Here is a 24,152-nt window from a genome sequence, read left to right as displayed (position 1 = left end):
TATCGGATAATCTTACACAATGATAGTTACTAAATTTAGCTCAGGTAAAGCGGTTAACAGGAGGGACTTAAATGAAAACAATAAAAACCAAAATGTTTGAACCTGTAACAATAGGCGCATGGAACTTAAAAACAAGAACGGCTATGGCTCCTATGACACGGGCGTTTGCCGATAACGAAACTGGTGTTGTGAATGACCTGACCGTAGAATATTACCGAAAACGGGCTCAAGATGGAATCGGACTTATCATTACTGAAGGTGTAGTGATTTCACCAAGAGCAAAGGGCAATCCTGGAGTTCCCGGTATATATACTCAAGAGCAAATCAACGGGTGGAAAAAGGTAACGGAAGCAGTACACGCTGAAGGCGGAACGATTATTGCGCAAATCTGGCATGTGGGCCGTGCAAGTCACCATGAAATTGCAGGAGGACTTCCTCCACAGGCTCCGTCACCTATAGCTGCAGAAGGAAAGGTTTCACGATACGGCAAACCTTTTGACACTCCTGAAGAAATGACAGAGACGGATATTGCAGAAGTTGTGAACCAATATAAACAAGCTGCAAAGAATGCAATGGATGCTGGCTTTGACGGCGTTGAAATTCATGGTGCACACGGCTACTTAATAGACCAGTTCAATTCTGACACCTCCAATAAAAGGACCGATCGGTACGGTGGTGATTTAAAACAGCGCCTGACTTTTATGAAGGAAGTGCTAAAAGCAGTTATTGATGCGGTTGGAGTGGAACGTACCCTTATTCGTTTCTCGGCTTTGAAAATTGACCAGCCGTCTTACATGTGGGAAGACCCTGAAAAAGCGATCCAAACATTTATTGAAGCGTTCAATGAAACAGGAGTCAAAATGATTCACCCATCCACGATGGAATTTACCAAACCGATTGCAAGAGGATTGACCATGCATGAATTGGTACGCAGCCACTGGGATGGCATTATAGTCGGTGTGGGAGGGCTTGATCCTGAAACAGCAGAAGCCGCACTGGAAAAAGGCATCATTGACGTTGCGGCGATTGGACGTCCGCTTTTAGCCAACCCGGATTATCTGGCACGAATCAAGCAGGATGAAAAACTTGTTGATTACGAGGCGAAGAAACATTTAGGGCAACTGATTTAATAGAGATAAGATATAAGGAAGGGCTTGTTCATGACAGGACACCGCAGCAACCATACTTCCTTTTCTAAAACTGATGCGATTCTTCTTCAAGAAGGGTCGCCTTTTCTTATGAACCTAAAAGGGGAGAGTGGATGGTATATCAATGGAACGTATCATGGTTATCGGAGTGTCCGCGGGTGTCGGAAAATCTACTTTTGCAAGAAGACTTGGAGATAATTTGAATATCGAAGTGCATCATTTGGATACATTCTACTGGAGACCTGGCTGGGTTGAAGCTCCTTTAGAGGATTTTATTTCTGCTCAGAAGGAAGTATTGAGTCATGACAAGTGGATAATGGAAGGCAATTATAATAATTCTTTTCATTTACGGTCGGAGCTTGCCGATACGATTATTTATTTGGAACTTCCTCTCCGTGTTTGCCTTTACCGTGTTATCAAACGGTGGTTGTCTAATATAGGTAAAACAAGGCCTGATATGGGCAAAGGCTGCAATGAAAAATTAGACTGGCAGTTTATTAAATTTATCATGACCACCTACTTTCCTCGCAAGAAAGAAATGAAAGCCAGATTTGCCGATCTTCAAAAGAGTGACCCTGAAAAGCTAATAGTTATTTTAAAAAGAAAGCACGAAATTGAAGGATATCTGTTGAATGTGAAAGGATAAGCTTTTTTACCACATAATTTTGATGACACTTAGAGATTTCAGAAACTGCCCTTAACAAAAATTTGGAATTAATATAAAGCCCAAAGGGATCTTCCAATCGAAAATCCCTGAAACTGTATACAGATTTGAAGAATTCGAGTTTGCCACAGTTTTTTTATGGCTTGTACAATATGGACGTTGATTTCCGCTAAGAAACTCGCTTTCCGCGGGGCGGTCAAGGAGCCTCCTCGGCTTGCACCTGCGGGGTCTCCCTAGACGCACTTTCCCCGCAGGAGTCTTTGTACTTGAGTATTGGAATACATAGATCCTGAATGTTGATGATGGACTTTCTTTCTTAAAGATGTAAAATATAGATTTAATTGAAGTTCATCTTATATACATAATGGAGCTTAATAAAGGTTAAAGTGATAATACAATCAGGAGGAATTTTTCAATGGCTTTGTCCGAAATGAATAGTAAATTGTTTAGAATGATTAATAATCTAGGTAAACAATACCCAGATTTAAATCCTTTCTTTGTATTCATAGCTGAATACATGATTTTTTTCTTAGTATTGGCAGTCCTGATATTTTTGTTTTCTCGAAGCAATAAAAATAGAATCATGGTAATCTGTGCATTCATTACACTGGTTATCTCAGAAATATTGGCGAAAATAGCAGGGCAATTCCACACGAATTATCAACCATTTGCTGAGTTGCCCAACGTTAATAAGTTAGTTGAAAAAGCAGTCAATAATTCCTTTCCAAGCGACCATACAATCATATTTTTTTCATTTTGTATAACCTTCTGGTTATTCAAAAGAGGTTGGGGGTTTTTATGGGGAATTTTGGCTGTCCTTGTAGGTATTTCGCGAATTTGGGTAGGTGTCCATTATCCAGCAGATGTTCTTGTCGGAGCCATCATAAGTATCGTTTCAGCCACAATCGTTTACCAAATTGTTCTTAAGTTAAGTCTTACTAAGAAATTTTTAGGAAATCAAGTAGAGGGCGAACAGTCCATTCTATCTGCCCTATCCAAACAAAAGAAAGGTAAGTCAAAGGACTTTTAAAAAAGAGTTACTTGAAATACTACCAGATTACAGTTCGGATAACGCTAATGATGAATTGTCCTTTTTGATCTCTTTCTGCCAAATAACTAAGAAGATTATCTGCATAAGAAACAAACCGGTCTGAATATGGCCGGTTTGTTTCATTTAGTTACTCTGATTTAGAGCTCTGATCTTTATTTCTTTTATTTCCTTTGCTGTTGTCCCCACTAACAGGAGTTTGTCCGTGTAAATGCGGTGAATTTTGGTTACGGCTTCCTTTATTGAATTTTTTTGTCATGTCTCACATCTCCTTTCTTTTTTCACATACAGTTTGTCCCTTTTTGGTGAACTTATGTTTCTCGCTTGAAAGTAACTTCTTTATCAAGTGCACGGCTAGTAAGGTAGCTCAGTAGGGAGGATACGTAGAATAATCATTACCTGTTGAAAAAAGGGGCTCAGCTGCATATCGAGTCAAGTTGGTTAGATTGAGTTACAGACGACTGAGTTAAAGTCCTAAAACGCTTGTCGGACCTCCAAGTTTATCGATCTGCATTTTGCCCTTGAGGGAATTTTACACAGACAAAGTGTGCAAACTGGCTGTTATGACTGTTGAAAGTTCTAATTATGAAGATGAAATAAAATAAATGTTATGGAATGTTCGGGAACTAGAGGATCTTTTTAACATAAGTCCATTCAAGAGGATTAAATTACATAGTTCTTACTTTATTTTTAATAAGCTTGCAGTAGTAGTTTGTAGCTCTGAAAAAAAGAAAAGTATATACAGATAAATGATTTCAAGGATACATGTGGCATTCTTTTTTAAAGCATGTATAAGCATCTTCATAGTGATCTTTCCTTTCTTATTGTAATTTCATCAATTATACTAATGAATTTATACAAAATCTTCCTCTTTGTTAGATTACCTGCCATTGTTTTTCTGGATGAGAAATTTTGTTAAAAAAGGATCGTTCACCATTACCAACTGGTGAATATCAATTATGTAAATGAAGGAAGGCTTTTTAAGAGGACAATATTTTCAACAATTACCTCGATAGAATATATTTCACGTCTATTTGGGGAATCCAATAACTGATTTTGGTATGTACTTTATGAAGAATCAATCGAATATTTGCTTCACAGACATTCAATAAGACTGCTTTAATCGAGAGCGCCTAAGTCGGTGATGTTTTGACTTTACCTTTTTAAAGGTCGGGATATTAGGTCAAAATTAGAATTATTTGAATCAAACATTGACATCTAAAAGAAACTCTTTTAGAGTGGATGTGTAAATTAAATATCCTCGTTAGGTGAGGCTCCTGTGTAGGAGATACGCTACTGCCCAAAAATGTCGAAAGACGCCAATGGGTCAACAGAAACCATCGACATAAGGTGGTTTTTAATGTAGCTGGCTTTGTCCTATGCCACACAGTGCTAAAGCTCTACGAATGGAGGAACTGGATTTATGCTTGTATTTGTCATTCAGTCTTATAAGGCTGTTTGTATTTGTCATCCAGACAATGTACGCATATTTACCGTATTTAACACCTTCATTTGTAATGGAGGTTTTTTTGTTTTTTTCCTGGGGGTGAGGAATTTGGATAACTATACACGACGACATACACGTGAATGAAAACAAGATTTTGGAAGGGGAATAAATATTTTTTTTACTCTTAATATTTAAGGGAAATATTTTTTGGCTCCCCTAAAAAGGAGTGAGTGACAAATGATAAAAGTCCTGACGGAAGATCAAATGACTTTACAAATCATAAAGGTTTTAAAAGAAGGAAAAAAGAAAGAATTTCAAGCAATATTAGAAGAACTCCAACCATATGACATTGCTCGAACTTTTGAGGGGCTTCCAGAAAAACACCATACACGTTTCTTGTTGTTACTTGATTCAGAACAAATCGCTGAACTGATTCAAGAAGTTGAGAAAGTGCATCAATTAAAAATTCTTAGTAAATTAGGAATAGAGAAATCCGGCCATGTTATGGATTTAATGGATAATGATGATCTAGCTTCATTGTTAGAGGACCTATCCCCTGGAAAAATTGAAGAACTTCTTTCAGGCATGAAACAGGAAGAATCAAAAATCGTTCAAAATATCATGAATTATCCCCCTGAAACGGCCGGGCGAATAATGACAAACCGTTTTGTATGGATCCCCCAACATTATACGGTTCGTGAAGCAGTTGAAAAACTGAAAATCTTTGCGGAGTTTTCGGAAACGATCAATTATCTTTATGTAATAGATAATGATAAAAAATTAGTAGGTGTTGTCTCATATCGGGATTTAATAATAAATGATGAATCTGAAAAAATTCAAGATATTATGTATAGCCGGGTTATCTCCGTTTCTGCTGATGAAGACCAAGAAGAGGTAGCTCGTGTCATTGAGCGATATGATTTTTTAGCAATTCCTGTAGTTGAAAAAAATAATGAATTATTAGGAATAGTAACCGTCGATGATATTATTGATGTTGTCATTAAGGAAGCGAATGAAGATATTGAAAAATTATCGGCATCCGGTAAAGCTATAGACTTTGACACGAAGGCGCACGTGGCCGCATATCGTCGGCTGCCCTGGCTTATTTTACTTTTATTTATCGGATTAGTGTCTGGAACCATTATAAGCGGTTTTGAAGAAACATTGTCCAAAGTTGTTGCGCTTGCTTTCTTTATGCCGATGATCGCAGGGATGACTGGAAATACAGGTACTCAATCTTTAGCTGTTGTTGTAAGAGGCCTAATCACTAGTGATACGGATAAAGGAGTCGTGACCAGACTTATTATACGGGAATTGAAAGTTGGATTGATAATAGGCATTACCTGTGGAATATTGATTTCCATCATAGCTTATGTTTGGCAGGGAAATTCCGTTCTGGGATTAGTGGTTGGAAGTTCGTTAGTGATGACCCTAATTATCGGGACTTTAGCTGGGACCATTATTCCTTTGATATTATATAAATTCAACATCGATCCTGCAGTTGCTTCTGGTCCGCTAATTACAACACTAAATGATATACTCTCGTTACTTATTTACTTTGGAATTGCCACGATGTTTATTTCAAAATTGATGTAGACTATCCATTAAACCAAGTTCACATATGTTTGCAAAGTTTTTTCAAGGGCGAACATAGTCTTAATGATTGCAGTACAAACTGTCCAGGCTGATGTTTTAATTCGGGAAAGTGCGGAGCTTGATCATCTGCCTAGCACACGATAAAAATAGAGTATTTCAAGCTGCGGCCTTTTCTCGGTATCCAATCGGGGAAAGGCCGTTAAATTTTTCTCGGGAGTGAATCGTATATTGAAATGAAAACATGGGACATAATAGGCTGTAGCATGTTTGGGGTTTTCAGGAAAGGCTACATCAAGAGTGTTATGGAAGCAATAGCCAATCATATTCTTTGACCTATGAACTTCATCAGTGATACGCTTCTTTTCGAAATTACGTATTCAAACCAAGGAGGAACAATGATGACACAAACTAAACAACAAATAATCACCCTGGCAAACCGTCCAAAAGGTATGCCTTCGAAAGGGGATTTCAACTTTGTTGAGAGTGAAGTTCCCACACCAAAGGATAATGAGATTTTAGTACGTACACTATATTTATCTGTCGATCCATACATGCGTGGCAGAATGCAAGATACCAAATCATATATTGCTCCATTTGAATTGAATAAGGTCATCACGGGCGGCGTTGTTGCTGAAGTTGTTGAGTCCAAATCGAATTCCTTCAAACAAGGGGATGTCGTTGTTGGGAACATCGACTGGGCAGAATACACAGTTGTCACCGAAAAGGAAATCCGCGTGATTGATCCCAAGGTGGCTCCGGTCACAACTCATTTAGGGATTCTTGGAATGACCGGTTTAACTGCTTACTTTGGTTTGCTTGATATTGGAAAACCTCAAGAAGGTGAAACGGTAGTCGTTTCAGGAGCGGCTGGAGCAGTTGGTTCAGTAGTCGGACAAATTGCTAAGATTAAAGGTGCGAAGGTTGTTGGCATCGCTGGTTCAGATGAAAAACTTGAGTATTTAACGAAAGAACTAGGATTTGATGGAGCCGTAAACTATAAAAGTGAAAGTTTTGCGACAGATTTAGCTAATGCTGTTCCCGATGGAGTCGATGTTTATTTCGATAATGTGGGCGGCGAGGTGTCCGATGCTGTTTTCACACTTTTGAATGCGAATGCCCGAATACCATTATGCGGAGCGATTTCCTCGTATAACGCAGAAGGAAAAGATCTAGGACCGCGTCTGCAATCGGCGATGATCAAAACGAGTGCACTAATGAAAGGTTTCACAGTTGGAAACTATGCCTCTAGATTCCAAGAAGGTGCTACGGATTTAGGTAAGTGGCTTCAAGAAGGAAAGCTGAAGTATGAAGAAACGATTATTGAAGGGTTCGAAAACACTCCTGATGCATTTTTAGGTTTGTTTAAAGGAACGAACCTCGGTAAACAGCTTGTAAAAGTTGCGGAACCTGAATTCGCTCAACTATAAGTTTTATGAAATAAAGCTGAGGAAGGTCCTTTTTTGTGATTTTTAAGCAGCTTATGACAAAAGCGGCCTTTTTTCGATTTTTTCAATCGGGGAAAGGCCGTTTTCCTTTCAAGTTAAAATATGATCCTTCATTACCTTTAGTGGTATCTTTTGATTCATATGAAGGATATTAATTATTAGAAGTCACTTCATCAGACATAGCCTTCACTGCGAGAAGTGCCTGAAATTGAAGGATGCTCAAAAATCTGCCAGGAAATTTTGGACCTTCAAGAAGCGCTTCAGTTTTGCGGAGAAGCAACTGGCTAATCAATCTATTAATCCTCATATTGGAGTTCATTTTTGAATCCCTTTCTTTAAATGAGTGATTCTTCGTCCCTATTAATAGGATGAAATTGGAAGGTTTATAGAAAAGTCTGTAAAAATGCCAGTTTTCATTATAAAATGTAATTACAAAGAGAAAGGTGATGAACCATGTCAAACGTTGCTAAATTTCGTGATTTTTTAACTAGTGAGAAAATCTATATGAATGAGTTGAATGAAGATGGCACCACCTTTTTTAGGGCTGAGCAAAAGTTAAAGGACGGGTGGAAGGTCCTTTTAGTATTTGCTTTCAATCAAGATGAAAATGTGGCGGACTTATTTTGCTTTAATGTCGCCGAGTTGAAGAATCCTGAAAAGAAACAGGATGTACATACACTGTTGAATGAATATAATGCTAATTTTAGGTATTCCAAGCTGTATGAGGAAAATGGGACCATTTCCATTCGGTATTCATACTCCATTGAGGGGGATATCGTACCGGATCTGGCGTTCAGGAAGTTAATCATGCTGCTTGAAACGGCACAGCAGGTTTATCCGCGGTTAATGGAAGTCATTTGGTCTTAAATCATCATATATAGGATGTAAAAGTTCTCTGAATCAGGGGACTTTTTAACATTTTTACTAGAGTGAATGAATATATTAACGTTACAATACGGTAATTATTAATTTTTTTTAAAAGAACTATTGCATTTTTTCACATTAAACTATATAATTAATTTTGTTGATTGGTAATTCGACAAACTTCTACAAGAATATGCGGGTGTAGTTTAGTGGTAAAACCTCAGCCTTCCAAGCTGATGATGAGGGTTCGATTCCCTTCACCCGCTCCAATACATACTCATAACGTAGGGTTTCGTTACCTGGAGAACGAAGCTTTGCGTTTTAATATTATTACAAGAATTCTACTGTTTACAGTGGGATTTTTTTATTGTCCAAATTGCCTGCATTTTATCGAAGCGCTAATACAGTATGTTATGCCCGAAAACCGAGTTTTTATTTTTTAATTATCCTCCATCCTGGAGAGTGGGGATTTCGATTTAGCACAAACTTAGTCAATGTGATTAGCTACGTTAGTAGAATCAGTTTGACTAAGTTTGTGCTTTTTTTGTTAATGGGGAAGAGAAAGGCGTGCCAGGCTTATGTAGCATCGATGATTATCAATCGAAAGGCAGAAAGTAACCATTTTAAACCGGTCAGCCGAGACCCCAGAGACGTTTACTTTGATGAGGCTTCGAAAGACAGTCGGCGGAAAGGGAGCGGATTTCTGGAATCGACTGAAATGAAATTTAAGAAAAAACCGTAGGCTAGGCTCATCCCGACCCAAGTTTAAGACGAGTTGATCCTTGAGGTTTTTTTACAGTAATCCTTAATGGATGGAAGAAATTTGCGACACTCCTGCCGAATAACTGGCTAGCCGAGACCCCACAGGCGCTTGAGCCGAGGAGGCTTGGCAGACAGTCGGCGGAAAGGGAGCGGATTTCTGAAATCAACTGGAATGTAGTTTAAGAAAAAACCGTAGGCTGGACTCATCCAGAACCAGGTTTAAGACTGGGTGATCCTTCATGTTTTTTTTACTGTAATCCTCAATGGATGGAAGAAATGCACGACACTCCTGCCGAATAACCGGCTAGCCGAGACCCCACAAAAGCTTGCTTGATGAGGCTTAGTAGACTGTTGGCGGAAAGGGAGCGGATTTCTGAAATCAATTGGAATGTAGTTTAAGAAAAAACAGTAGGCTGGACTCATCCAGAACCAGGTTTAAGACTGGGTGATCCTTCATGTTTTTTTTACTGTAATCCTCAATGGATGGAAGAAATGCACGACACTCCTGCCGAATAACCGGCTAGCCGAGACCCCACAAAAGCTTGCTTGATGAGGCTTGGTAGACTGTTGGCGGAAAGGGCGGATTTCTGAAATCAATTGGAATGTAGTTTAAGAAAAAACAGTAGGCTGGACTCATCCCGAACCAAATTTATGACTAGGTGATCCTATATGCTCTTAAATTTTAGGTTCTGGGATGATCGATCGGTTGTATAAAAGGATATTAGCGCACTGGTTTTATTAATTGGAAAAATCATAAATAGACCCCTTCCGATTGTGGAAAGGGTTTATTTTCGTTCAATTTTTAATTATCCTTCTACAATCGTGTAAGTCCCTTCACCACCGTGGATTTCAAGGAACATGTCCATCAGGGATTTCGTTAGCTGATCTGCTTCCGTGATTGGAGTATTGGGCTGTAAATAAATGATTTGGATGGCTTTTTTCGTTTCTTCGGTGACTTTCGTGCGTTCTGAATCAACGTAAGGACTTCCGAATGTGCCCACATCATCGGCTGATGTAATCATATTTTCCATGGAATTCAAGCGGCCGTTCAAACCTTCATAACCATCTGACGCCTCGCCGATCTTAATCGAGATGTCCCCTGATAATTTTTCCGCATCATAAATGCCGATCGGAACTTCATATAACAGCGAGAAGAAGTTATTTAAATCGATGGCTGAATGGATGGGTGTCAAGTAATTCTGTTTTTTTACGCGGCGGTAAAGGGCTTCCACGGAGGGGCGATACCGTGACGGATTTGTTCCTGTAGCCTTGAAAATCTCCCGCCACACTTTAATGCCGGAAAAGTCGGTCAATTCCTTTTCTTCAAGGTCGAAGAAAAGAGCTTCCTGAAATAGTTGAAGTCTTCCTTTCACCATTTGCGGGGAGGGACCTACTTCGATGTTTTCATATGTAATGATCCCAACTTTGAATTGAGGGATTTTACTGCTAAGATTAGCTGATATGGTAATTTCCAACCGTTTCACCTCCAAAAATGATTGCAATTAGTTTATCATAGATAGCAATGGTTTGAAAAAGATTCAAGCTTTCAATGGGAATACTGAATGAACGTAGGTGATTAATATGGATATGAACACATTCAAGCAAGAAGTGATTTTATATAGTAAGGAAATCGGCATCGATAAAATCGGCTTTACATCGGCCACGGCCTTTACCGAATTGAAAGCTCGGTTGATACGTCAACAGGAGCTGGATTATCAGTCAGGGTTTGAAGAAGCCGATATAGAAAAAAGGGTAAGGCCTGATTTGATATTCGATAAACCGCAATCCATCATTTCGATTGCGCTTGCTTATCCTTCGAAATTGAAGGATGCTCCGCAAAGTACAAAAAGTGAGCGCCGGGGGATCTTTTGCCGGGCGTCATGGGGAACGGATTATCATACCGTTCTTCGTAATAAATTGCAGTTACTTGAGGATTTCATTAAAGATAAAGTGCCAGGAGCAATGATGAAGTCCATGGTTGATACGGGCGAATTATCAGATAGGGCAGTGGCTGAGCGTGCAGGTATTGGCTGGAGTGCAAAAAACAGTATGATCATCACACCGGAATTCGGGTCATATGTATACTTGGGAGACATGATAACCAACCTGCCATTTGAACCGGATCAACCGATGGAAGATCAATGCGGGACATGCAATAAATGTGTCGATGTTTGCCCGACTGGAGCGCTCGTTCAGGGTGGGCAGCTAAATTCCAAGCGTTGCATTGCGTTCTTAACGCAGACAAAAGGTTTCCTTCCGGATGAGTTCAGGACGAAAATAGGCAATCGTTTGTATGGATGTGATACATGCCAGACTGTTTGTCCGAAAAACAAAGGAATGGATTTTCATTTTCATGAAGAGATGGAACCCGACCCGGAGCTGGCGAAACCGCTGTTAAAACCCCTGCTTACGATTTCAAATCGGGACTTCAAAGAGACATACGGCCATGTATCTGGCTCCTGGCGCGGTAAAAAACCAATCCAACGAAATGCCATTTTAGCATTGGCCCATTTCAAAGATGAAACGGCATTGCCTCAATTGATACAGGTCATGAAGGATGATCCGCGGCCTGTCATCAGGGGGACGGCGGCCTGGGCAGTTGGGAAAATTGGCCGGGCGCAGGCTGTTTCCGCATTGGAAGAAGCACGAATGAAGGAAAAGGATGAAGAGGTATTGGCGGAAATTGAGAAAGGACTGCAGTTTACCTTGGAAACAAAATAATATTTAAAATGCAGCCGCCCGGTAAATATTACGGGGCGGCTTTTTTTGGCTTAAAATATTCCGTTACCTTCAAGGAAACCTTTTTAAAAGTATCATTATATTTATAAAGTTGAAACTCCCACATTTTATGAAATTGTGTTTTTGTCCATGCCCTCATACATACACATTAGCATAGATGGTAAGAAGGAGGGCATGAACTTGAGGGAACAATTGCAACGCCTTTTACAAGAAAGGGTGGAGTTTTATACTTCCGATGAACTGGAACGAGGTGAAAGGAAGTTACATTTGAAGAAGGAAATGATGAGGAACCGTGCTGCGGAAATTGTTCGGGTGAATGCGGCAGGCAAGGTACATTCAAAGAGAAAGGAAGATAATGATACAGTTCTGACATATCACGTGCACCTGCAATATTTATTGAAACAGGAGGATTCATTTTATATAGAAGAAGAAATGGAAGAAAGGGAGGCCCGGTTTCGAAATGGGTATATAGTGGATGAACGTGAGCTGTTTCCCAGCTTTGAAACCGAAGAGGCACCGCCAAAATGTGATCCAGGCGCAGATCGTCTCGCATATAAGTATGATCGGATGAAGGCCGTCCAATATGCCGAGCGTTGGTGGAACGAATTTAATCCAGCTTATTATAAATTCACTGATGATTGTACGAATTACATTTCACAATGTTTACATGCGGGAGGAATACCGATGTGGGGGGCGCCAAACAAAAGTAAGGGCTGGTGGATAAGAGGGAAAAGCTGGAGTTATACATGGACGACGGCCCATTCTTTATACCATCTGCTTAAAGCCGGGAATGCCATCAGGACAAAGCAGGTCGGGTCGGCCAAGGAATTGAATTTGGGTGATATCCTCTGCATAGATTTCGAAGGGGACGGAAGGTTTGATCATAATTTGATCGTAACGGCGAAGGATCAGGACGGGATGCCGCTAGTGAATGCACATACGATGAACAGCCGTCACCGGTATTGGACATATGAGGATTCAACCAGATACACACCGAACATCGTTTATAAGTTCTTTGTGATTTTGGATGGAGGGTGATTGGTTTTTAGTCTTTTTTGTTTAATGCTATAATTAAGGTGAAGTTCAAACTAGAGGTGAAAATGAAGTGTCAATACATGTAGTTTTATATCAACCACAGATTCCAGCAAATACAGGAAATATCGCAAGAACGTGTGCAGGGACGGATACGTCTTTACATCTTATTCGCCCGCTCGGCTTCTCGACGGATGACAAACAGCTCAAACGGGCCGGGCTCGATTACTGGGAGAATGTAAAGATCCATTATTATGATTCGTTAGAAGAGTTTTATGAAAGAAATGCCGGCGGTGAATTTTATTACTTGACGAAATTCGGAGAGCAGCCACATTCCAGCTTCGATTACAGTGATCAAGACAGTGAGATATACTTCATTTTTGGCCGTGAAACGACGGGTCTCCCGAAAGAGGTGATCCAAGAAAATATGGATCGGTGCCTGCGGATTCCAATGACGGATAAAGTACGTTCACTTAATCTGTCGAACACGGCTGCCATCTTGGTTTATGAAGCACTTAGACAGCAAAATTACCGTGAATTGGATTTGAAAACAAAAGATTGAGTTTCATCAATACTGTCATCGGGGGTATTTCAGCCCCGATGATGGATACATATTCTTTAGGGGTGGGAGCATTGAATAACATTATTGAGAAGATTTTAGATCACCGTTCCATACGTTCTTTTGAGGACAAGTTGTTGTCTGAGGAGCAAATCAATACGATTGTGGAATGTGCCCAAGCGGCATCGACTTCTAGTTATATTCAAGCGTATTCAATCATAGGGGTAACCGATCCGGAAAAGAAAGCCAAGCTTGCTGAACTTGCCGGACCACAATCATATGTAGAGAAGAATGGACATCTATTCGTCTTTTGCGCCGACTTATATCGTCAGGATATGGTTTCCGAAATGGAAAACACTGACCTGTCCGAATCAATTGAAAGTACGGAGAAATTCATGGTTGCCTGTATTGACGCTGCTCTTGCGGCTCAAAATGCGGCATTGGCAGCAGAATCGATGGATCTTGGCATTTGCTATATAGGCGGGATCCGCAATAATCTCCCAGAAGTGTCAGCGATATTGAATATACCGCATCGCGTTATACCATTATTCGCTCTAGTGGTCGGATATCCGAAAAACCGTTCGGATAAAAAGCCGCGTTTACCGCTGTCCAATATCTATCATGAAAATGGATATCAGGAGGATAAGCAAGAGTTCATCGGACAACTTGAAGAGTATAATGAAACGATTTCCAGTTATTACGAGCGTCGGACTGAAGGTAAACGAAAAGACACCTGGACCGAGCAAATGGCTGGAATGCTTGGAAGGAAAAGCAGGTTGTACATGAAAGATTATGTTGAGAAGCAAGGATTTAAGAAACATTGATTGATGAAAATGGCTTATTGCCCTTCCCATAAGGGACATCTTCCAAAGTCCTGAGTATGGACCTAGCAGTAAAGATCCCGGAAGCATTTCCGGGATCTTTACTGTGTTCATTTGTCAGTCGATAATACGGATCGGCCCAAAAAATCCTGTCAGAATTTCTTCTTATATGCCCATGAAATTACCATTGACAATATATTTAGATAGAATTATAGTAATTAAGTAGTGGATAATGATAATCATTTTCATTTGAGTTTTTACTTACCTATTTTTCAGTAAATGGAGGTTAAAAAATGGTTCGCCTATATACAGAGGATTTGAATATTGGCTATGGTGAACGTTTAATTGTAAAAGATCTCAGTGTGGAAATTCCAGATAAAAAAATCACGACGATCATCGGTTCAAATGGATGTGGGAAATCGACACTTTTGAAAGCGATCACCAGAATCATTTCAAACCAATCAGGTACGGTTGTTTTAGATGGGGTGAATATTTCAAAAGAAAGCACTAAGATCCTTGCAAGAAAAATGGCCATACTTCCGCAGACACCCGAGAGTGCAAGCGGTTTGACGGTTGGGGAGCTCGTATCATATGGGCGCTTTCCCTATCAAAAAGGTTTTGGGCGCCTGACCCAAAAAGACTATGATGTGATTGATTGGGCACTTGAAGTGACCGGCACGAAAGACTTCAAGTTCCGTCCGGTGGATGCTCTATCAGGAGGTCAGCGCCAGCGTGTTTGGATTGCGATGGCCCTTGCCCAGGAAACGGAAATCATCTTCCTTGATGAGCCGACCACCTATTTGGATATGGCGCATCAGCTGGAGGTTCTAGAATTATTACAAAGGCTGAATGAAGAACAGGGACGTACAATTGTCATGGTTCTTCATGATTTAAACCAAGCTGCTCGCTTTGCCGACTATATCATTGCCTTAAAGGACGGGGAAATAGTTAAAGCGGGAGATTGTGAAGAAGTCATCACTCATGAAGTGCTTAAGAAAGTATTCCATATTGATGCGGTAATCGGACGAGATCAACGAACGAACAAACCAATGTGCAGCACATACAATTTACTAAAAGGAGATTTGACAACAAATGAAAAAGATAATGATCCCGTTTATACTGCTGTTAGTGTTAATTATTAGTGCTTGTGGTAACGAGTCAGCCGAAAAAGAAAAAAGCTCGGCTTCCAAAAAGGAAAAATCAGGTACCATCACATATCAATCTGAAAATGGTCCTGTTGAAGTTCCGGCAGATCCTCAGCGTGTTCTAGTACTATCCACTTTCGCAGGTAACGTAATGGCTTTGGATGTTAACCTTGTAGGTGTCGATTCATGGTCTAAAATGAACCCGAACTTTAAGGAATTAAAAGATGTCGAAGAAGTGACGGACGAAGACCTGGAAAAGATTATCGAGTTGGATCCGGATTTAATCATTGGTTTATCAACGATTAAAAATGTTGATAAATTAAGTGAAATTGCTCCAACCGTAACGTATACATACGGAAAAGTGGACTATTTAACACAGCACGTAGAAATTGGCAAGCTTTTGAATAAAGAAAAAGAAGCCCAAGCTTGGGTGGATGATTTCAAAAAACGGGCAAAAACAACCGGTGAAGACATTAAAGCCAAAATCGGTGAAGATACAACCGTTTCCGTATTCGAAAAGTTTGACAAACAGTTCTATGTATTTGGCGATAATTGGGGTCGTGGAACGGAAATCCTTTATCAAGAAATGAAGTTGGCCATGCCTGAAAAAGTAAAAGAAGCAGCGTTGAAAGATGGTTACTTTGCTTTATCTTTAGAAGTTCTGGCAGACTATGCTGGTGATTATGTGATTTTGAGTAATAATAAAGACGAGGACAATTCGTTCCAACAAACTGATACGTATAAAAACATTCCTGCTGTTAAAAACAATAAACTATTTGAAGTGAATGCGAAAGAATTCTACTTCAATGATCCAATAACATTAGATTACCAGTTAGACTTCTTTTCCAAAAGTTTTCTTGGAAAATAATACAGCGAGGGAGAGGGATTCCAATTCCTCTCCTTTTATTCTATAAAAAAGAGATGAGAGAGACAGATGACTAATGAAAATCAACGTTTCATCCCATTTATATATAAACTGATCATAGGGATTGCTGTATTCATAGGCATGTTCATTATTTCAATGGCATTTGGTGCGGCGGATGTTACTGTAAAAGATGTCTGGCAAGCACTGACATCAAATGCTGCCGGTGAAAAGCTTTCAATCATCCGGGAAATCCGTTTCCCGCGTGAAGTGGGGGCAATCTTCGTGGGTGCAGCGCTTGCCGTTTCTGGTGCCATCATGCAGGGAATGACCAGGAATCCACTTGCCGATCCTGGGTTGCTTGGATTGACGGCAGGAGCCAATGCAGGTCTCGCAATCACTTTGGCATTTATTCCAAATGCTAATAACTTAGGAATCATGATTGCGTGTTTTATAGGTTCCGCTGTCGGGGCAACCATGGTTTTCGGAATCGGTGCGGTCAAAAAGGGAGGATTTTCTCCTATACGGATCGTATTGGCTGGTGCTGCAGTCTCTGCATTCCTATTTGCCGTTTCGCAAGGGGTCGGCATTTACTTCAAGGTATCAAAAGATGTATCGATGTGGACAGCTGGCGGGAATATCGGAACTTCATGGGAGCAGCTTCGCGTAATCGTCCCGTTCATTTTAATAGGCATCCTGATCTCCCTTATCTTTTCCAGACAGCTCACCATACTTAGCTTAAGTGAAGAAGTGGCGGTTGGCTTAGGGCAAAAGACAACACAAATAAAGGCGGTTCTCTTCGTAGTCATCATTCTCCTGGCAGGCGCAGCCGTTGCGCTTGTTGGAAATATGGTGTTCATCGGGTTAATGGTCCCCCATATCGTTCGGGCTATCGTGGGTACGGATTATCGATTCATCCTCCCTATGTCTGCTATTTTGGGAGCCACTTTCATGCTGCTTGCCGATACGATCGGCCGTACCGTCAATTCTCCATATGAAACACCTGTGGTAGCGGTTGTTGCGATGATAGGTTTACCTTTCTTCCTCCTAATCGTGCGTAAAGGAGGTAAAGCATTTTCATGATCCAGTCAGCTTTAGTCAAAAAACAGCGTTGGATAATAGGGGCATTAACTGCACTCATTATCATTACGATCATTATAGGGACGTGTTCGGGATATTCCAATCTTTCTTTAGGTCGACTGTTTCCAACGCTCTTCGGGCAAGGAACGTTTAAAGAGGAATTCATATTATTTTCCGTCCGCTTACCGCGAATCATCATCACCCTTTTAGCAGGCATGGCCCTTGCACTGTCGGGAGCCATTCTACAAGGTATCACACGTAATGATTTAGCCGATCCCGGAATCATCGGGATCAACTCAGGAGCAGGTGTTGCCATTGCGGCTTTCTTTCTGTTTTTCCCGCTTGACGCTGGTTCGTTTGTTTATATGGTTCCGCTTGTCGGTTTTATCGGCGCGTTACTGACGGCCTGTTTAATATATATCCTCTCATACAAGAGAAAGAGTGGCCTTGAACCCGTTCGGTTAGTGTTGATCGGCGTAGGTTTTTCAATGGCGCTTTCAGGCCTGATGATTGTCCTCATTTCGTCAGCGGAACGAGCGAAGGTCGATTTCATCGCCAAATGGTTGGCGGGAAATATATGGGGCACGGACTGGCCTTTCATATGGGCAATCATTCCATGGTTAATCATCCTCATTCCATTCACTTTATATAAAGCAAATCGTTTGAATCTGCTTGGTTTAAGTGAACCGGTCGCAATTGGGGTCGGTGTATCGATTGAAAAGGAGCGGATCGTACTGCTGATCACGGCTGTAGCATTGGCAGCGGCTGCCGTTTCTGTTACAGGCGGAATTGCATTCATTGGACTTATGTCCCCGCATATAGCAAAATCCTTGGTAGGACCACGAAATCAACTATTCATTCCGGTTGCCATTTTAATCGGTGGATGGCTATTGCTGCTTGCCGATACGATAGGCCGTAATATAATTGAACCCGAGGGGATTCCTGCAGGTATCATGGTCGCATTGATCGGTGCTCCTTATTTCATGTATTTATTGTTGAAAAAATAAGAACTTGCTAAAATCCCCTGAAATCTTCAGGGGATTTTATGTTTTTTGAGTGCTTCCGCCGTTTTTTGTTTTAATAGGGGGTTATCTATATCTAATCATTTCATCAGGATTCAATCGTTTCGCTTCGAAATAAAATACTTGAATAAACTTTTTTGTATTTACCCGGGTAGGTGTAAGAACTATTGTTGAATCATTTTGCAGTTCTTTCATCTTTTGGCGAACGACTGTGAAATCAAAAAATTTGGAAGCATAATTTTCAAACTTCGGATTTGAAAAATCCGTTAAACCGAGCGAGGCAAAATGATTTAACGAATGGTTGATCGTTCTGCGTATTCGCTGTTCGGCAGCTTTTATTTCTCGATTGATATCAGCCTGCAAAGCTGATGTGCCGAGCTTTTTTTTGGTGATTTCTACAAAGATATCCTTAAGGGTAGGGAAATGCTTTCCAAAAGTAAAAGTCCTTTCATACATAAATAAATATTGAAGCATCTCCATTAAATCTTTTGCGCCATTTTCTCCAACGATCCCTAATTCCGATAGTAGGAATTCACCTACCTCACTTATACTTTTTTCATTAAAACTATTGGATTTATCAACTTTTGGCTGTTCAAAATTCAATACACCATTCAAAGAGGCTTGGATATTTGTGATCGATCTTTCTAAATGAATCCGTTCCATAACTTTTCGGATAACTGTTAATATCTCAATACGATTGATTGGTTTGGTAATATAATAATCTATTCCAAGTGAGTATGCCTCACCAATCAGCTCCTTTGATTCAACCTGCGAAATCATTATTATTTTTCCGTTAAATGTACTTTTTATATGACGAAGTGTCTCAATGCCATCCCGGATGGGCATTAATAAATCAATGAATAATATATCAATTTGTTTTAAATTCAAAATATGCCCTTCCAATAGACTTCCATCCTCGGCTTCCTCCACCACTTCTCCTAAATCTTCGTTCTCTATAATTTGGCTTAAGTTCGAACGTATGGCACAATCATCATCTGTTATAAAAAAACGCATGGAATCATCCTTTCTGGATCAACTTATGAATGGGTAATCTTATTGAAAAAACGGCGCCGTTAAAACTATTCTCAAACAGGATATCGCCTCCCAGTTCTTTTACGACCTCTTTAACATATGAGAGACCAATCCCTGTTGAGGGTGTCCCGAAATGATCATATTTTGAAGTGAACCCAGGTTTGAATATCACAGTCTGATATTTTTGAGGAATTCCAGGTCCAGTATCAGCAACTTTAAATTCTACATTGTCATGAATTTCACCCAAACTTAAACGGACGATTCCCTTTTCTTTAATTGCTTCAACTGCATTTGCGACTAAATTATTGAAAAGAGATAACACGGTATACACATGATAATGTGAATCATTTTTTTCATCCAATGAATATTCAAATTGTATATCCTTTCCTAGTGATAATGCATATTTTTCATTAATTCGGATAATTAAATGAAAAAGTTCAGCAGCATTCATATAATCTTTAAAACTCTCATTGGAAATCAATTTGGAGAGACCGGCAAAAATCCGTTGATTATCTTTCTTGACTTCATGCATTTCACCCGCAATGCGCAATGCTTTTTGACTATATGGCTCTGTAAAAACATGAGGTTGCTTTTCCTGTTTTTCCAGAGCTTTTAAATCTCGATACAAATCATACGATTTCTTTGTAATATTCTCAGCATTTTTTAATGTTTTTTTTAAATGAATCGTTTCCTCGTATAAGTTGGAAATGAGCATCAGCATATGTTCATTTTGTTTTCTGATTTGTCGTTCCCTTGATTGTGCTTCATAAAGTTTCATCATATTAAAAAAACTTAAAACGATAAAACTGTGGGCGAATGCGATCATGATCATCTCGTTCAGTGAACCTAGAGTAATTGTTGTTTCCAATACAATATATTGAAAGATCAATTCTACAGAGTCGGAAAATATTTCGATAATGAGACCAATAAATCCAATAATTAAAGATCGGTTTTGAAAGCGATTTATTTTCACTAAATAAAAAAGAAAGCAGTAGGTGAAATAAAAGAAAAAACTTGGATAATGAACTTGAAATGCGGAAGCCCAGGAAAAACTATCATGCATGAAAAAATCTATAAGAATACGAAATGCCACAACCATTGTTCCTGTCAGAAAGCCCGAAAGAATGGCAGGCGTTTTCTGTAATAATAGTAAAAAGAAGAAAAGTACAGGCGGACCAAAACTTACCCGAAACGTTTCATTTAAAGGATAAAAACTCAATTCGCCTGCTAATGGCACTGTTAACAGCATCAAAGCAAGGATATTGACCTCTTTTTTCATTAACGTACTGAGATTCAAGTCGTCACCTCCCAATTTGTTTAAAAAATCAGTATACAGTTTCATCGGCTTCAATACAACGCTTACTTTGTTCCAGAATGGAACGGCTTAAAACCAATTATGGCAAAACCAATCTGTTTTTCTATCCACAAAAAATGGTAACGGAACATGTAAGATGATTCCGTTTTTTTAGTGGATTTTTATTTTTTAGAATTTGTAGGTTTTCGTATGATTATGTAGTTCCCAATTTAAAATTAATGGCAGATAGAAATTTTTGAAAGCGCTTAACAATATTTTGAATATTCATTATATTTTCATCGAAGCTATACAAGTAAGCTTGATGGCATTCGGTAATACGCTCATATTGAAAAAATAATGATACAACAACTGAAGAGGTGGAAAAATGTGATTGAAGAATTGTCAAAAGAGTATGACATTCACGTTAATAGTCAAAAGCAAGCCGACTTAGATGAATGGGTAGCACATTACAGATCCTTTGCTACTGAAGGGCAAACCGCCAATTATATACCGGCATTGAGAAATGCACACTTATCGCAATTGGGCATTTGCATACTGGAGCCTGGTGGATCAATGATCAAGTCAGGGGATTGGGAAGTCCCATTCACACTGCAAAGTATTTCAAAAGTGCTCAGCTTTATAGCCGCATGCTTGGGTTGCGGCATTTCTTATGTGTTAGAGAGAGTCGATGTGGAACCGACTGGGGATGCTTTCAATTCAATTATTCGTTTAGAAATGCATAAGCCGGGAAAGCCGTTCAATCCTATGATAAATGCCGGGGCGATCACCATAGCTTCGCTTCTCCCAGGGGATTCTTCACAAAAGAAATTAGAATTTCTCTATACATTATTTGAAAATTTGTTAGGAAAGCGCCCGGCCATCAATGAGGCAGTGTATCAATCTGAGTGGCAAACCTCTCATAGAAATAGAGCTTTGGCTCACTATTTAAAAGAGACGAATTATTTAGAATCGGATGTAGAGGATGCTTTAGAGGTTTACCTCAAACAATGTTCCATAGAAGTAACCACAGAAGATATAGCCCTGCTTGGGCTGATTCTTGCACAAGATGGATACCATCCCATCCGTAAAGAACAAGTACTCCCAAAAAAAGTGGCTAGGCTGGCCAAAGCATTAATGCTTACTTGTGGTATGTACAATGCTTCGGGTAAATTTGCGGCTTTTGTGGGGGTGCCTGCCAAAAGTGGAGTATCTGGCGGGATCATGGCACTTGTTCCTCCCAGTTCCAGAAGCGGGCTTCCTTTTCAAGATGGATGTGGCATCGGTATATACGGACCTGCCATTGATGAATATGGGAATAGCGTAACAGGTGGTATGTTATTGAAACAAATGGCACAGGAATGGGATCTTAGTATTTTCTAAAAAGCAGGGAAGAGTTTTTCATATAAAAAAGCAATATAGGGGACTTCCATATATTTTCCTTATCAATTACTAAACTTTAGCAAGAGGTGATGCTATGCAGCACTCTCTTTAAGATTAGACGAACTTGAAACAATTCATAAATCAGTTAAGAACGTCATTATAAAAGAATGAAATTTGGAAAGCATGGTGATGAACATATGAATAATTTGCAGCGAAAGATGGGTACGTTTTCGTTAACGATGGTAGGACTCGGGTCAATTATTGGCTCAGGCTGGTTATTCGGAGCTTGGAAAGCGGCACAAATCGCAGGACCGGCTGCCATTATCTCTTGGATTATAGGGATGGTTGTTATTTTATTTATCGCACTATCTTACAGTGAATTAGGGGCTATGTTTCCTGAAGCTGGGGGAATGGTAAAATATACACAATACTCTCATGGCTCGTTTATAGGGTTTCTTGCAGGTTGGGCAAACTGGATTGCAATTGTTTCTGTAATTCCAGTCGAAGCGATTGCTTCTGTTCAATATATGAGCTCATGGCCATGGAAATGGGCACAGTGGACACATGGTTTAGTAGAAAATGGGAGTCTTACCGGGGGTGGCTTGGCAATTGCCTCTGCATTATTGGTCGTCTACTTTTTATTAAATTACTGGACAGTTAGTTTGTTTTCAAAAGCAAATTCATTTATTACAGTCTTTAAGGTTATTATACCTGGACTGACGATCGGCTCACTTTTATTTGCCGGTTTTCATGGATCAAATTTTACCTCTGCAGGAAGTATCGCTCCCAATGGTTGGGCAAGTGTACTTACAGCTGTAGCAACTTCCGGTATCATCTTTGCATTTAACGGTTTTCAAAGTCCGATTAACATGGCAGGTGAGGCAAAGAATCCTGGACGTTCGATTCCATTTGCAGTAATAGGATCCATCTTAATTGCAACGGTTATCTACGTTTTATTACAGATTGCATTTATTGGGGCCGTTGATCCGTCCATGATTGTGAATGGATGGCAACATTTGAATTTCAATTCACCGTTTGCTGATTTAGCAATTGTCCTAGGTATAAACTGGTTAGTTATTTTACTATACGTTGATGCTTTTATTTCTCCTTCCGGGACGGGAATAACATACACGGCGACAACGTCACGAATGCTTTATGGAATGGAAAAGAATAAATATTTGCCAAGCGTGTTTGGAAAACTTCATCCACTTTATGGTATCCCTCGTCAAGCCATGTTTTTTAATCTAGGTGTATCTTTCTTATTTTTATTCATGTTTAGAGGCTGGGGCGTATTGGCAGAGGTTATTTCGGTTGCGACATTAGTCTCTTATATTACAGGTCCAGTTACTGTTATGACATTAAGGCGCACCGGTCAGAATTTATACAGACCATTACGTCTAAAAGGATTAAGTATCATTGCACCGCTTGGCTTTGTTTTTGCTTCTTTGGTTTTATATTGGGCAAGATGGCCACTGACAGGACAAGTATTATTTATCATAATGATTGGTCTCCCCGTTTATTTCTATTATCAAGCAAAAATCAATTGGAAGGGATTCCGTCAAAACTTCTTGGCAGGGGTTTGGATGGTTGTTTACTTACTCTGTATGATGACCATTTCATACTTAGGCAGTGAAAAGTTTGGTGGAATAAACATAATCCCATTTGGTTTGGATATGGTCATCATAACATGTTTATCTCTAGGGTTTTATAGTTGGGCAATAAAGAGTGGATTCCAAACAGAATATTTGGAACAAGGACAAAAAGTAAATGAAGACTTGAGATCGATGGAGAATAACATTGCAGCTCACACTGATAAAAAGGACGCTGTATAAATGGTGTAGCCACTTCATTGATTGACATGCTCTAACTAAATCGATGAAGGGTGAAAAAAAGGGGACGGCAAATTTAATTTGCTGTCCCCTTTTTGGAATTTAAGAAAGGCTGTTATTTTTTTATTTCACACCTGGTTTATCATTATACCCGGCAGTGAAGATAGCGGCTAAAAATGTAATAGCAACCCCAACGATAATAACTGTGCCCATGCTGTGACCTCCCTTTACCCATATTGTCCCACTTAAGTATAGGCTTAGTATACCCTAATTTTTAGCAGTAGTGCACACAATTTTTCTTGTCAGCATAATTGTCTTCGATTCTTCAATGATTAAGCCTTTTTCGATACATGGAGAGCCAAGGGCTATTCGAAACAATGGCC

General features: G+C 39.7%; 19 protein-coding genes, 1 tRNA gene, 1 pseudogene and 1 riboswitch. Of the genes and pseudogenes, 17 read left to right on the top strand and 4 right to left on the bottom strand.

The window, feature by feature from the left end; all coding sequences use genetic code 11:
• Nucleotides 1-83 precede the first annotated feature (83 nt).
• The 3 genes and pseudogenes from OSJ91_RS23370 to OSJ91_RS23360 form a co-directional block, all read left to right on the top strand.
• Nucleotides 84-1,130 (top strand): annotated as a pseudogene (locus tag OSJ91_RS23370) (alkene reductase); the annotation flags it as partial.
• Between the two features lie 142 nt (nt 1,131-1,272).
• Nucleotides 1,273-1,794, top strand: a complete 522-nt coding sequence (locus OSJ91_RS23365) for a P-loop NTPase family protein (RefSeq protein ID WP_350300177.1) — start codon at nt 1,273-1,275, stop codon at nt 1,792-1,794.
• Nucleotides 1,795-2,227: 433 nt separating this feature from the next.
• On the top strand, nt 2,228-2,842 hold the full coding sequence (locus OSJ91_RS23360; RefSeq protein WP_350300176.1) for an undecaprenyl-diphosphatase: 615 nt from the start codon (nt 2,228-2,230) through the stop codon (nt 2,840-2,842).
• 148 nt (nt 2,843-2,990) lie between these two features.
• Here the strand turns inward: OSJ91_RS23360 and OSJ91_RS23355 are convergent, their stop codons facing one another.
• Nucleotides 2,991-3,119 (bottom strand): hypothetical protein, encoded by a 129-nt coding sequence (locus tag OSJ91_RS23355; RefSeq protein ID WP_350300175.1) that lies wholly within the window; start codon nt 3,117-3,119, stop codon nt 2,991-2,993.
• A gap of 994 nt (nt 3,120-4,113) precedes the next feature.
• Nucleotides 4,114-4,279: riboswitch (M-box (ykoK) riboswitch) on the top strand.
• Nucleotides 4,280-4,544: 265 nt separating this feature from the next.
• On the opposite strand from OSJ91_RS23355, the gene mgtE reads away from it, so the two are divergent.
• The 4 genes from mgtE to OSJ91_RS23335 all read left to right on the top strand — a co-directional run bounded on the left by mgtE (nt 4,545) and on the right by OSJ91_RS23335 (nt 8,481).
• On the top strand, nt 4,545-5,903 hold the full coding sequence (gene mgtE / locus OSJ91_RS23350) for a magnesium transporter (protein WP_350300174.1): 1,359 nt from the start codon (nt 4,545-4,547) through the stop codon (nt 5,901-5,903).
• A gap of 398 nt (nt 5,904-6,301) precedes the next feature.
• The gene (locus OSJ91_RS23345) at nt 6,302-7,330 is read left to right on the top strand and encodes an NADP-dependent oxidoreductase (RefSeq protein ID WP_350302955.1); all 1,029 of its coding nucleotides are present in this window, start codon (nt 6,302-6,304) and stop codon (nt 7,328-7,330) included.
• A 471-nt stretch (nt 7,331-7,801) separates the two neighbouring features.
• Nucleotides 7,802-8,215, top strand: coding sequence for a YbjN domain-containing protein (locus OSJ91_RS23340; protein WP_063235961.1), 414 nt, complete (start codon nt 7,802-7,804; stop codon nt 8,213-8,215).
• A 192-nt stretch (nt 8,216-8,407) separates the two neighbouring features.
• Nucleotides 8,408-8,481: transfer RNA gene (locus OSJ91_RS23335), tRNA-Gly, on the top strand.
• Between the two features lie 1,299 nt (nt 8,482-9,780).
• Here OSJ91_RS23335 and OSJ91_RS23330 read toward each other — a convergent pair.
• Complete coding sequence (locus OSJ91_RS23330; protein WP_485890535.1) at nt 9,781-10,449, bottom strand: B3/B4 domain-containing protein; 669 nt, start codon at nt 10,447-10,449, stop codon at nt 9,781-9,783.
• 106 nt (nt 10,450-10,555) lie between these two features.
• Between OSJ91_RS23330 and queG the strand changes: the two genes are divergently transcribed.
• From queG to OSJ91_RS23290, 8 genes are all read left to right on the top strand, one after another.
• Nucleotides 10,556-11,695: a tRNA epoxyqueuosine(34) reductase QueG gene (queG, locus tag OSJ91_RS23325; RefSeq protein WP_350300172.1), complete on the top strand. Its 1,140-nt coding sequence runs from the start codon at nt 10,556-10,558 to the stop codon at nt 11,693-11,695.
• A 198-nt stretch (nt 11,696-11,893) separates the two neighbouring features.
• A complete protein-coding gene (locus tag OSJ91_RS23320; protein WP_350300171.1) occupies nt 11,894-12,751 on the top strand; it encodes an amidase domain-containing protein in 858 nt (285 codons plus the stop codon).
• 67 nt (nt 12,752-12,818) lie between these two features.
• Entirely contained in the window at nt 12,819-13,307 is a 489-nt protein-coding gene (trmL, locus tag OSJ91_RS23315; protein ID WP_350300170.1) for a tRNA (uridine(34)/cytosine(34)/5-carboxymethylaminomethyluridine(34)-2'-O)-methyltransferase TrmL, read from the top strand.
• A 71-nt stretch (nt 13,308-13,378) separates the two neighbouring features.
• Entirely contained in the window at nt 13,379-14,128 is a 750-nt protein-coding gene (gene nfsA, locus OSJ91_RS23310; RefSeq protein WP_350300169.1) for an oxygen-insensitive NADPH nitroreductase, read from the top strand.
• 290 nt (nt 14,129-14,418) lie between these two features.
• The gene (locus OSJ91_RS23305; protein ID WP_485890534.1) at nt 14,419-15,267 is read left to right on the top strand and encodes an ABC transporter ATP-binding protein; all 849 of its coding nucleotides are present in this window, start codon (nt 14,419-14,421) and stop codon (nt 15,265-15,267) included.
• The gene (locus OSJ91_RS23300; RefSeq protein ID WP_350300167.1) at nt 15,218-16,138 is read left to right on the top strand and encodes an iron-hydroxamate ABC transporter substrate-binding protein; all 921 of its coding nucleotides are present in this window, start codon (nt 15,218-15,220) and stop codon (nt 16,136-16,138) included. Before OSJ91_RS23305 ends, OSJ91_RS23300 begins: the two co-directional genes overlap by 50 nt.
• Before the next feature lie 66 nt (nt 16,139-16,204).
• Nucleotides 16,205-17,215 carry a FecCD family ABC transporter permease gene (locus OSJ91_RS23295; RefSeq protein WP_350300166.1) on the top strand — a complete coding sequence of 337 codons (1,011 nt, stop codon included), beginning with the start codon at nt 16,205-16,207 and terminating at the stop codon, nt 17,213-17,215.
• Nucleotides 17,212-18,219 (top strand): FecCD family ABC transporter permease, encoded by a 1,008-nt coding sequence (locus tag OSJ91_RS23290; RefSeq protein ID WP_350300165.1) that lies wholly within the window; start codon nt 17,212-17,214, stop codon nt 18,217-18,219. The genes OSJ91_RS23295 and OSJ91_RS23290 overlap by 4 nt, the downstream gene beginning before the upstream one ends.
• 81 nt (nt 18,220-18,300) lie before the next feature.
• Here the strand turns inward: OSJ91_RS23290 and OSJ91_RS23285 are convergent, their stop codons facing one another.
• Nucleotides 18,301-19,248, bottom strand: a complete 948-nt coding sequence (locus OSJ91_RS23285) for a response regulator (RefSeq protein WP_350300164.1) — start codon at nt 19,246-19,248, stop codon at nt 18,301-18,303.
• A gap of 4 nt (nt 19,249-19,252) precedes the next feature.
• Nucleotides 19,253-20,515 (bottom strand): sensor histidine kinase, encoded by a 1,263-nt coding sequence (locus OSJ91_RS23280; protein WP_485891937.1) that lies wholly within the window; start codon nt 20,513-20,515, stop codon nt 19,253-19,255.
• 435 nt (nt 20,516-20,950) lie between these two features.
• On the opposite strand from OSJ91_RS23280, the gene OSJ91_RS23275 reads away from it, so the two are divergent.
• Nucleotides 20,951-21,940 carry a glutaminase gene (locus tag OSJ91_RS23275; protein WP_350302953.1) on the top strand — a complete coding sequence of 330 codons (990 nt, stop codon included), beginning with the start codon at nt 20,951-20,953 and terminating at the stop codon, nt 21,938-21,940.
• A gap of 197 nt (nt 21,941-22,137) precedes the next feature.
• The gene (aimA, locus tag OSJ91_RS23270; protein ID WP_350300163.1) at nt 22,138-23,772 is read left to right on the top strand and encodes a glutamate/serine transporter AimA; all 1,635 of its coding nucleotides are present in this window, start codon (nt 22,138-22,140) and stop codon (nt 23,770-23,772) included.
• Nucleotides 23,773-24,152: the final 380 nt, after the last annotated feature.

This window comes from Bacillus sp. T-10(2022), assembly GCF_056502895.1.
Note: the sequence above shows the minus strand (reverse complement) of the source record. Positions and strands in the feature narration are given on the sequence as shown.

Excerpts from the sequence above, each read along its gene's own strand:
- OSJ91_RS23355 (WP_350300175.1), bottom strand. The coding sequence starts at position 3,119 with ATGACAAAAAAATTCAATAAAGGAAGCCGTAACCAAAATTCACCGCAT.
- OSJ91_RS23365 (WP_350300177.1), top strand. The coding sequence starts at position 1,273 with ATGGAACGTATCATGGTTATCGGAGTGTCCGCGGGTGTCGGAAAATCT.
- OSJ91_RS23345 (WP_350302955.1), top strand. The coding sequence starts at position 6,302 with ATGACACAAACTAAACAACAAATAATCACCCTGGCAAACCGTCCAAAA.
- OSJ91_RS23295 (WP_350300166.1), top strand. The coding sequence starts at position 16,205 with ATGACTAATGAAAATCAACGTTTCATCCCATTTATATATAAACTGATC.
- aimA (WP_350300163.1), top strand. The coding sequence starts at position 22,138 with ATGAATAATTTGCAGCGAAAGATGGGTACGTTTTCGTTAACGATGGTA.
- OSJ91_RS23360 (WP_350300176.1), top strand. The coding sequence starts at position 2,228 with ATGGCTTTGTCCGAAATGAATAGTAAATTGTTTAGAATGATTAATAAT.
- queG (WP_350300172.1), top strand. The coding sequence starts at position 10,556 with ATGGATATGAACACATTCAAGCAAGAAGTGATTTTATATAGTAAGGAA.
- OSJ91_RS23285 (WP_350300164.1), bottom strand. The coding sequence starts at position 19,248 with ATGCGTTTTTTTATAACAGATGATGATTGTGCCATACGTTCGAACTTA.
- OSJ91_RS23290 (WP_350300165.1), top strand. The coding sequence starts at position 17,212 with ATGATCCAGTCAGCTTTAGTCAAAAAACAGCGTTGGATAATAGGGGCA.
- mgtE (WP_350300174.1), top strand. The coding sequence starts at position 4,545 with ATGATAAAAGTCCTGACGGAAGATCAAATGACTTTACAAATCATAAAG.
- OSJ91_RS23305 (WP_485890534.1), top strand. The coding sequence starts at position 14,419 with ATGGTTCGCCTATATACAGAGGATTTGAATATTGGCTATGGTGAACGT.
- OSJ91_RS23300 (WP_350300167.1), top strand. The coding sequence starts at position 15,218 with ATGAAAAAGATAATGATCCCGTTTATACTGCTGTTAGTGTTAATTATT.
- OSJ91_RS23280 (WP_485891937.1), bottom strand. The coding sequence starts at position 20,515 with ATGCTGTTAACAGTGCCATTAGCAGGCGAATTGAGTTTTTATCCTTTA.
- OSJ91_RS23340 (WP_063235961.1), top strand. The coding sequence starts at position 7,802 with ATGTCAAACGTTGCTAAATTTCGTGATTTTTTAACTAGTGAGAAAATC.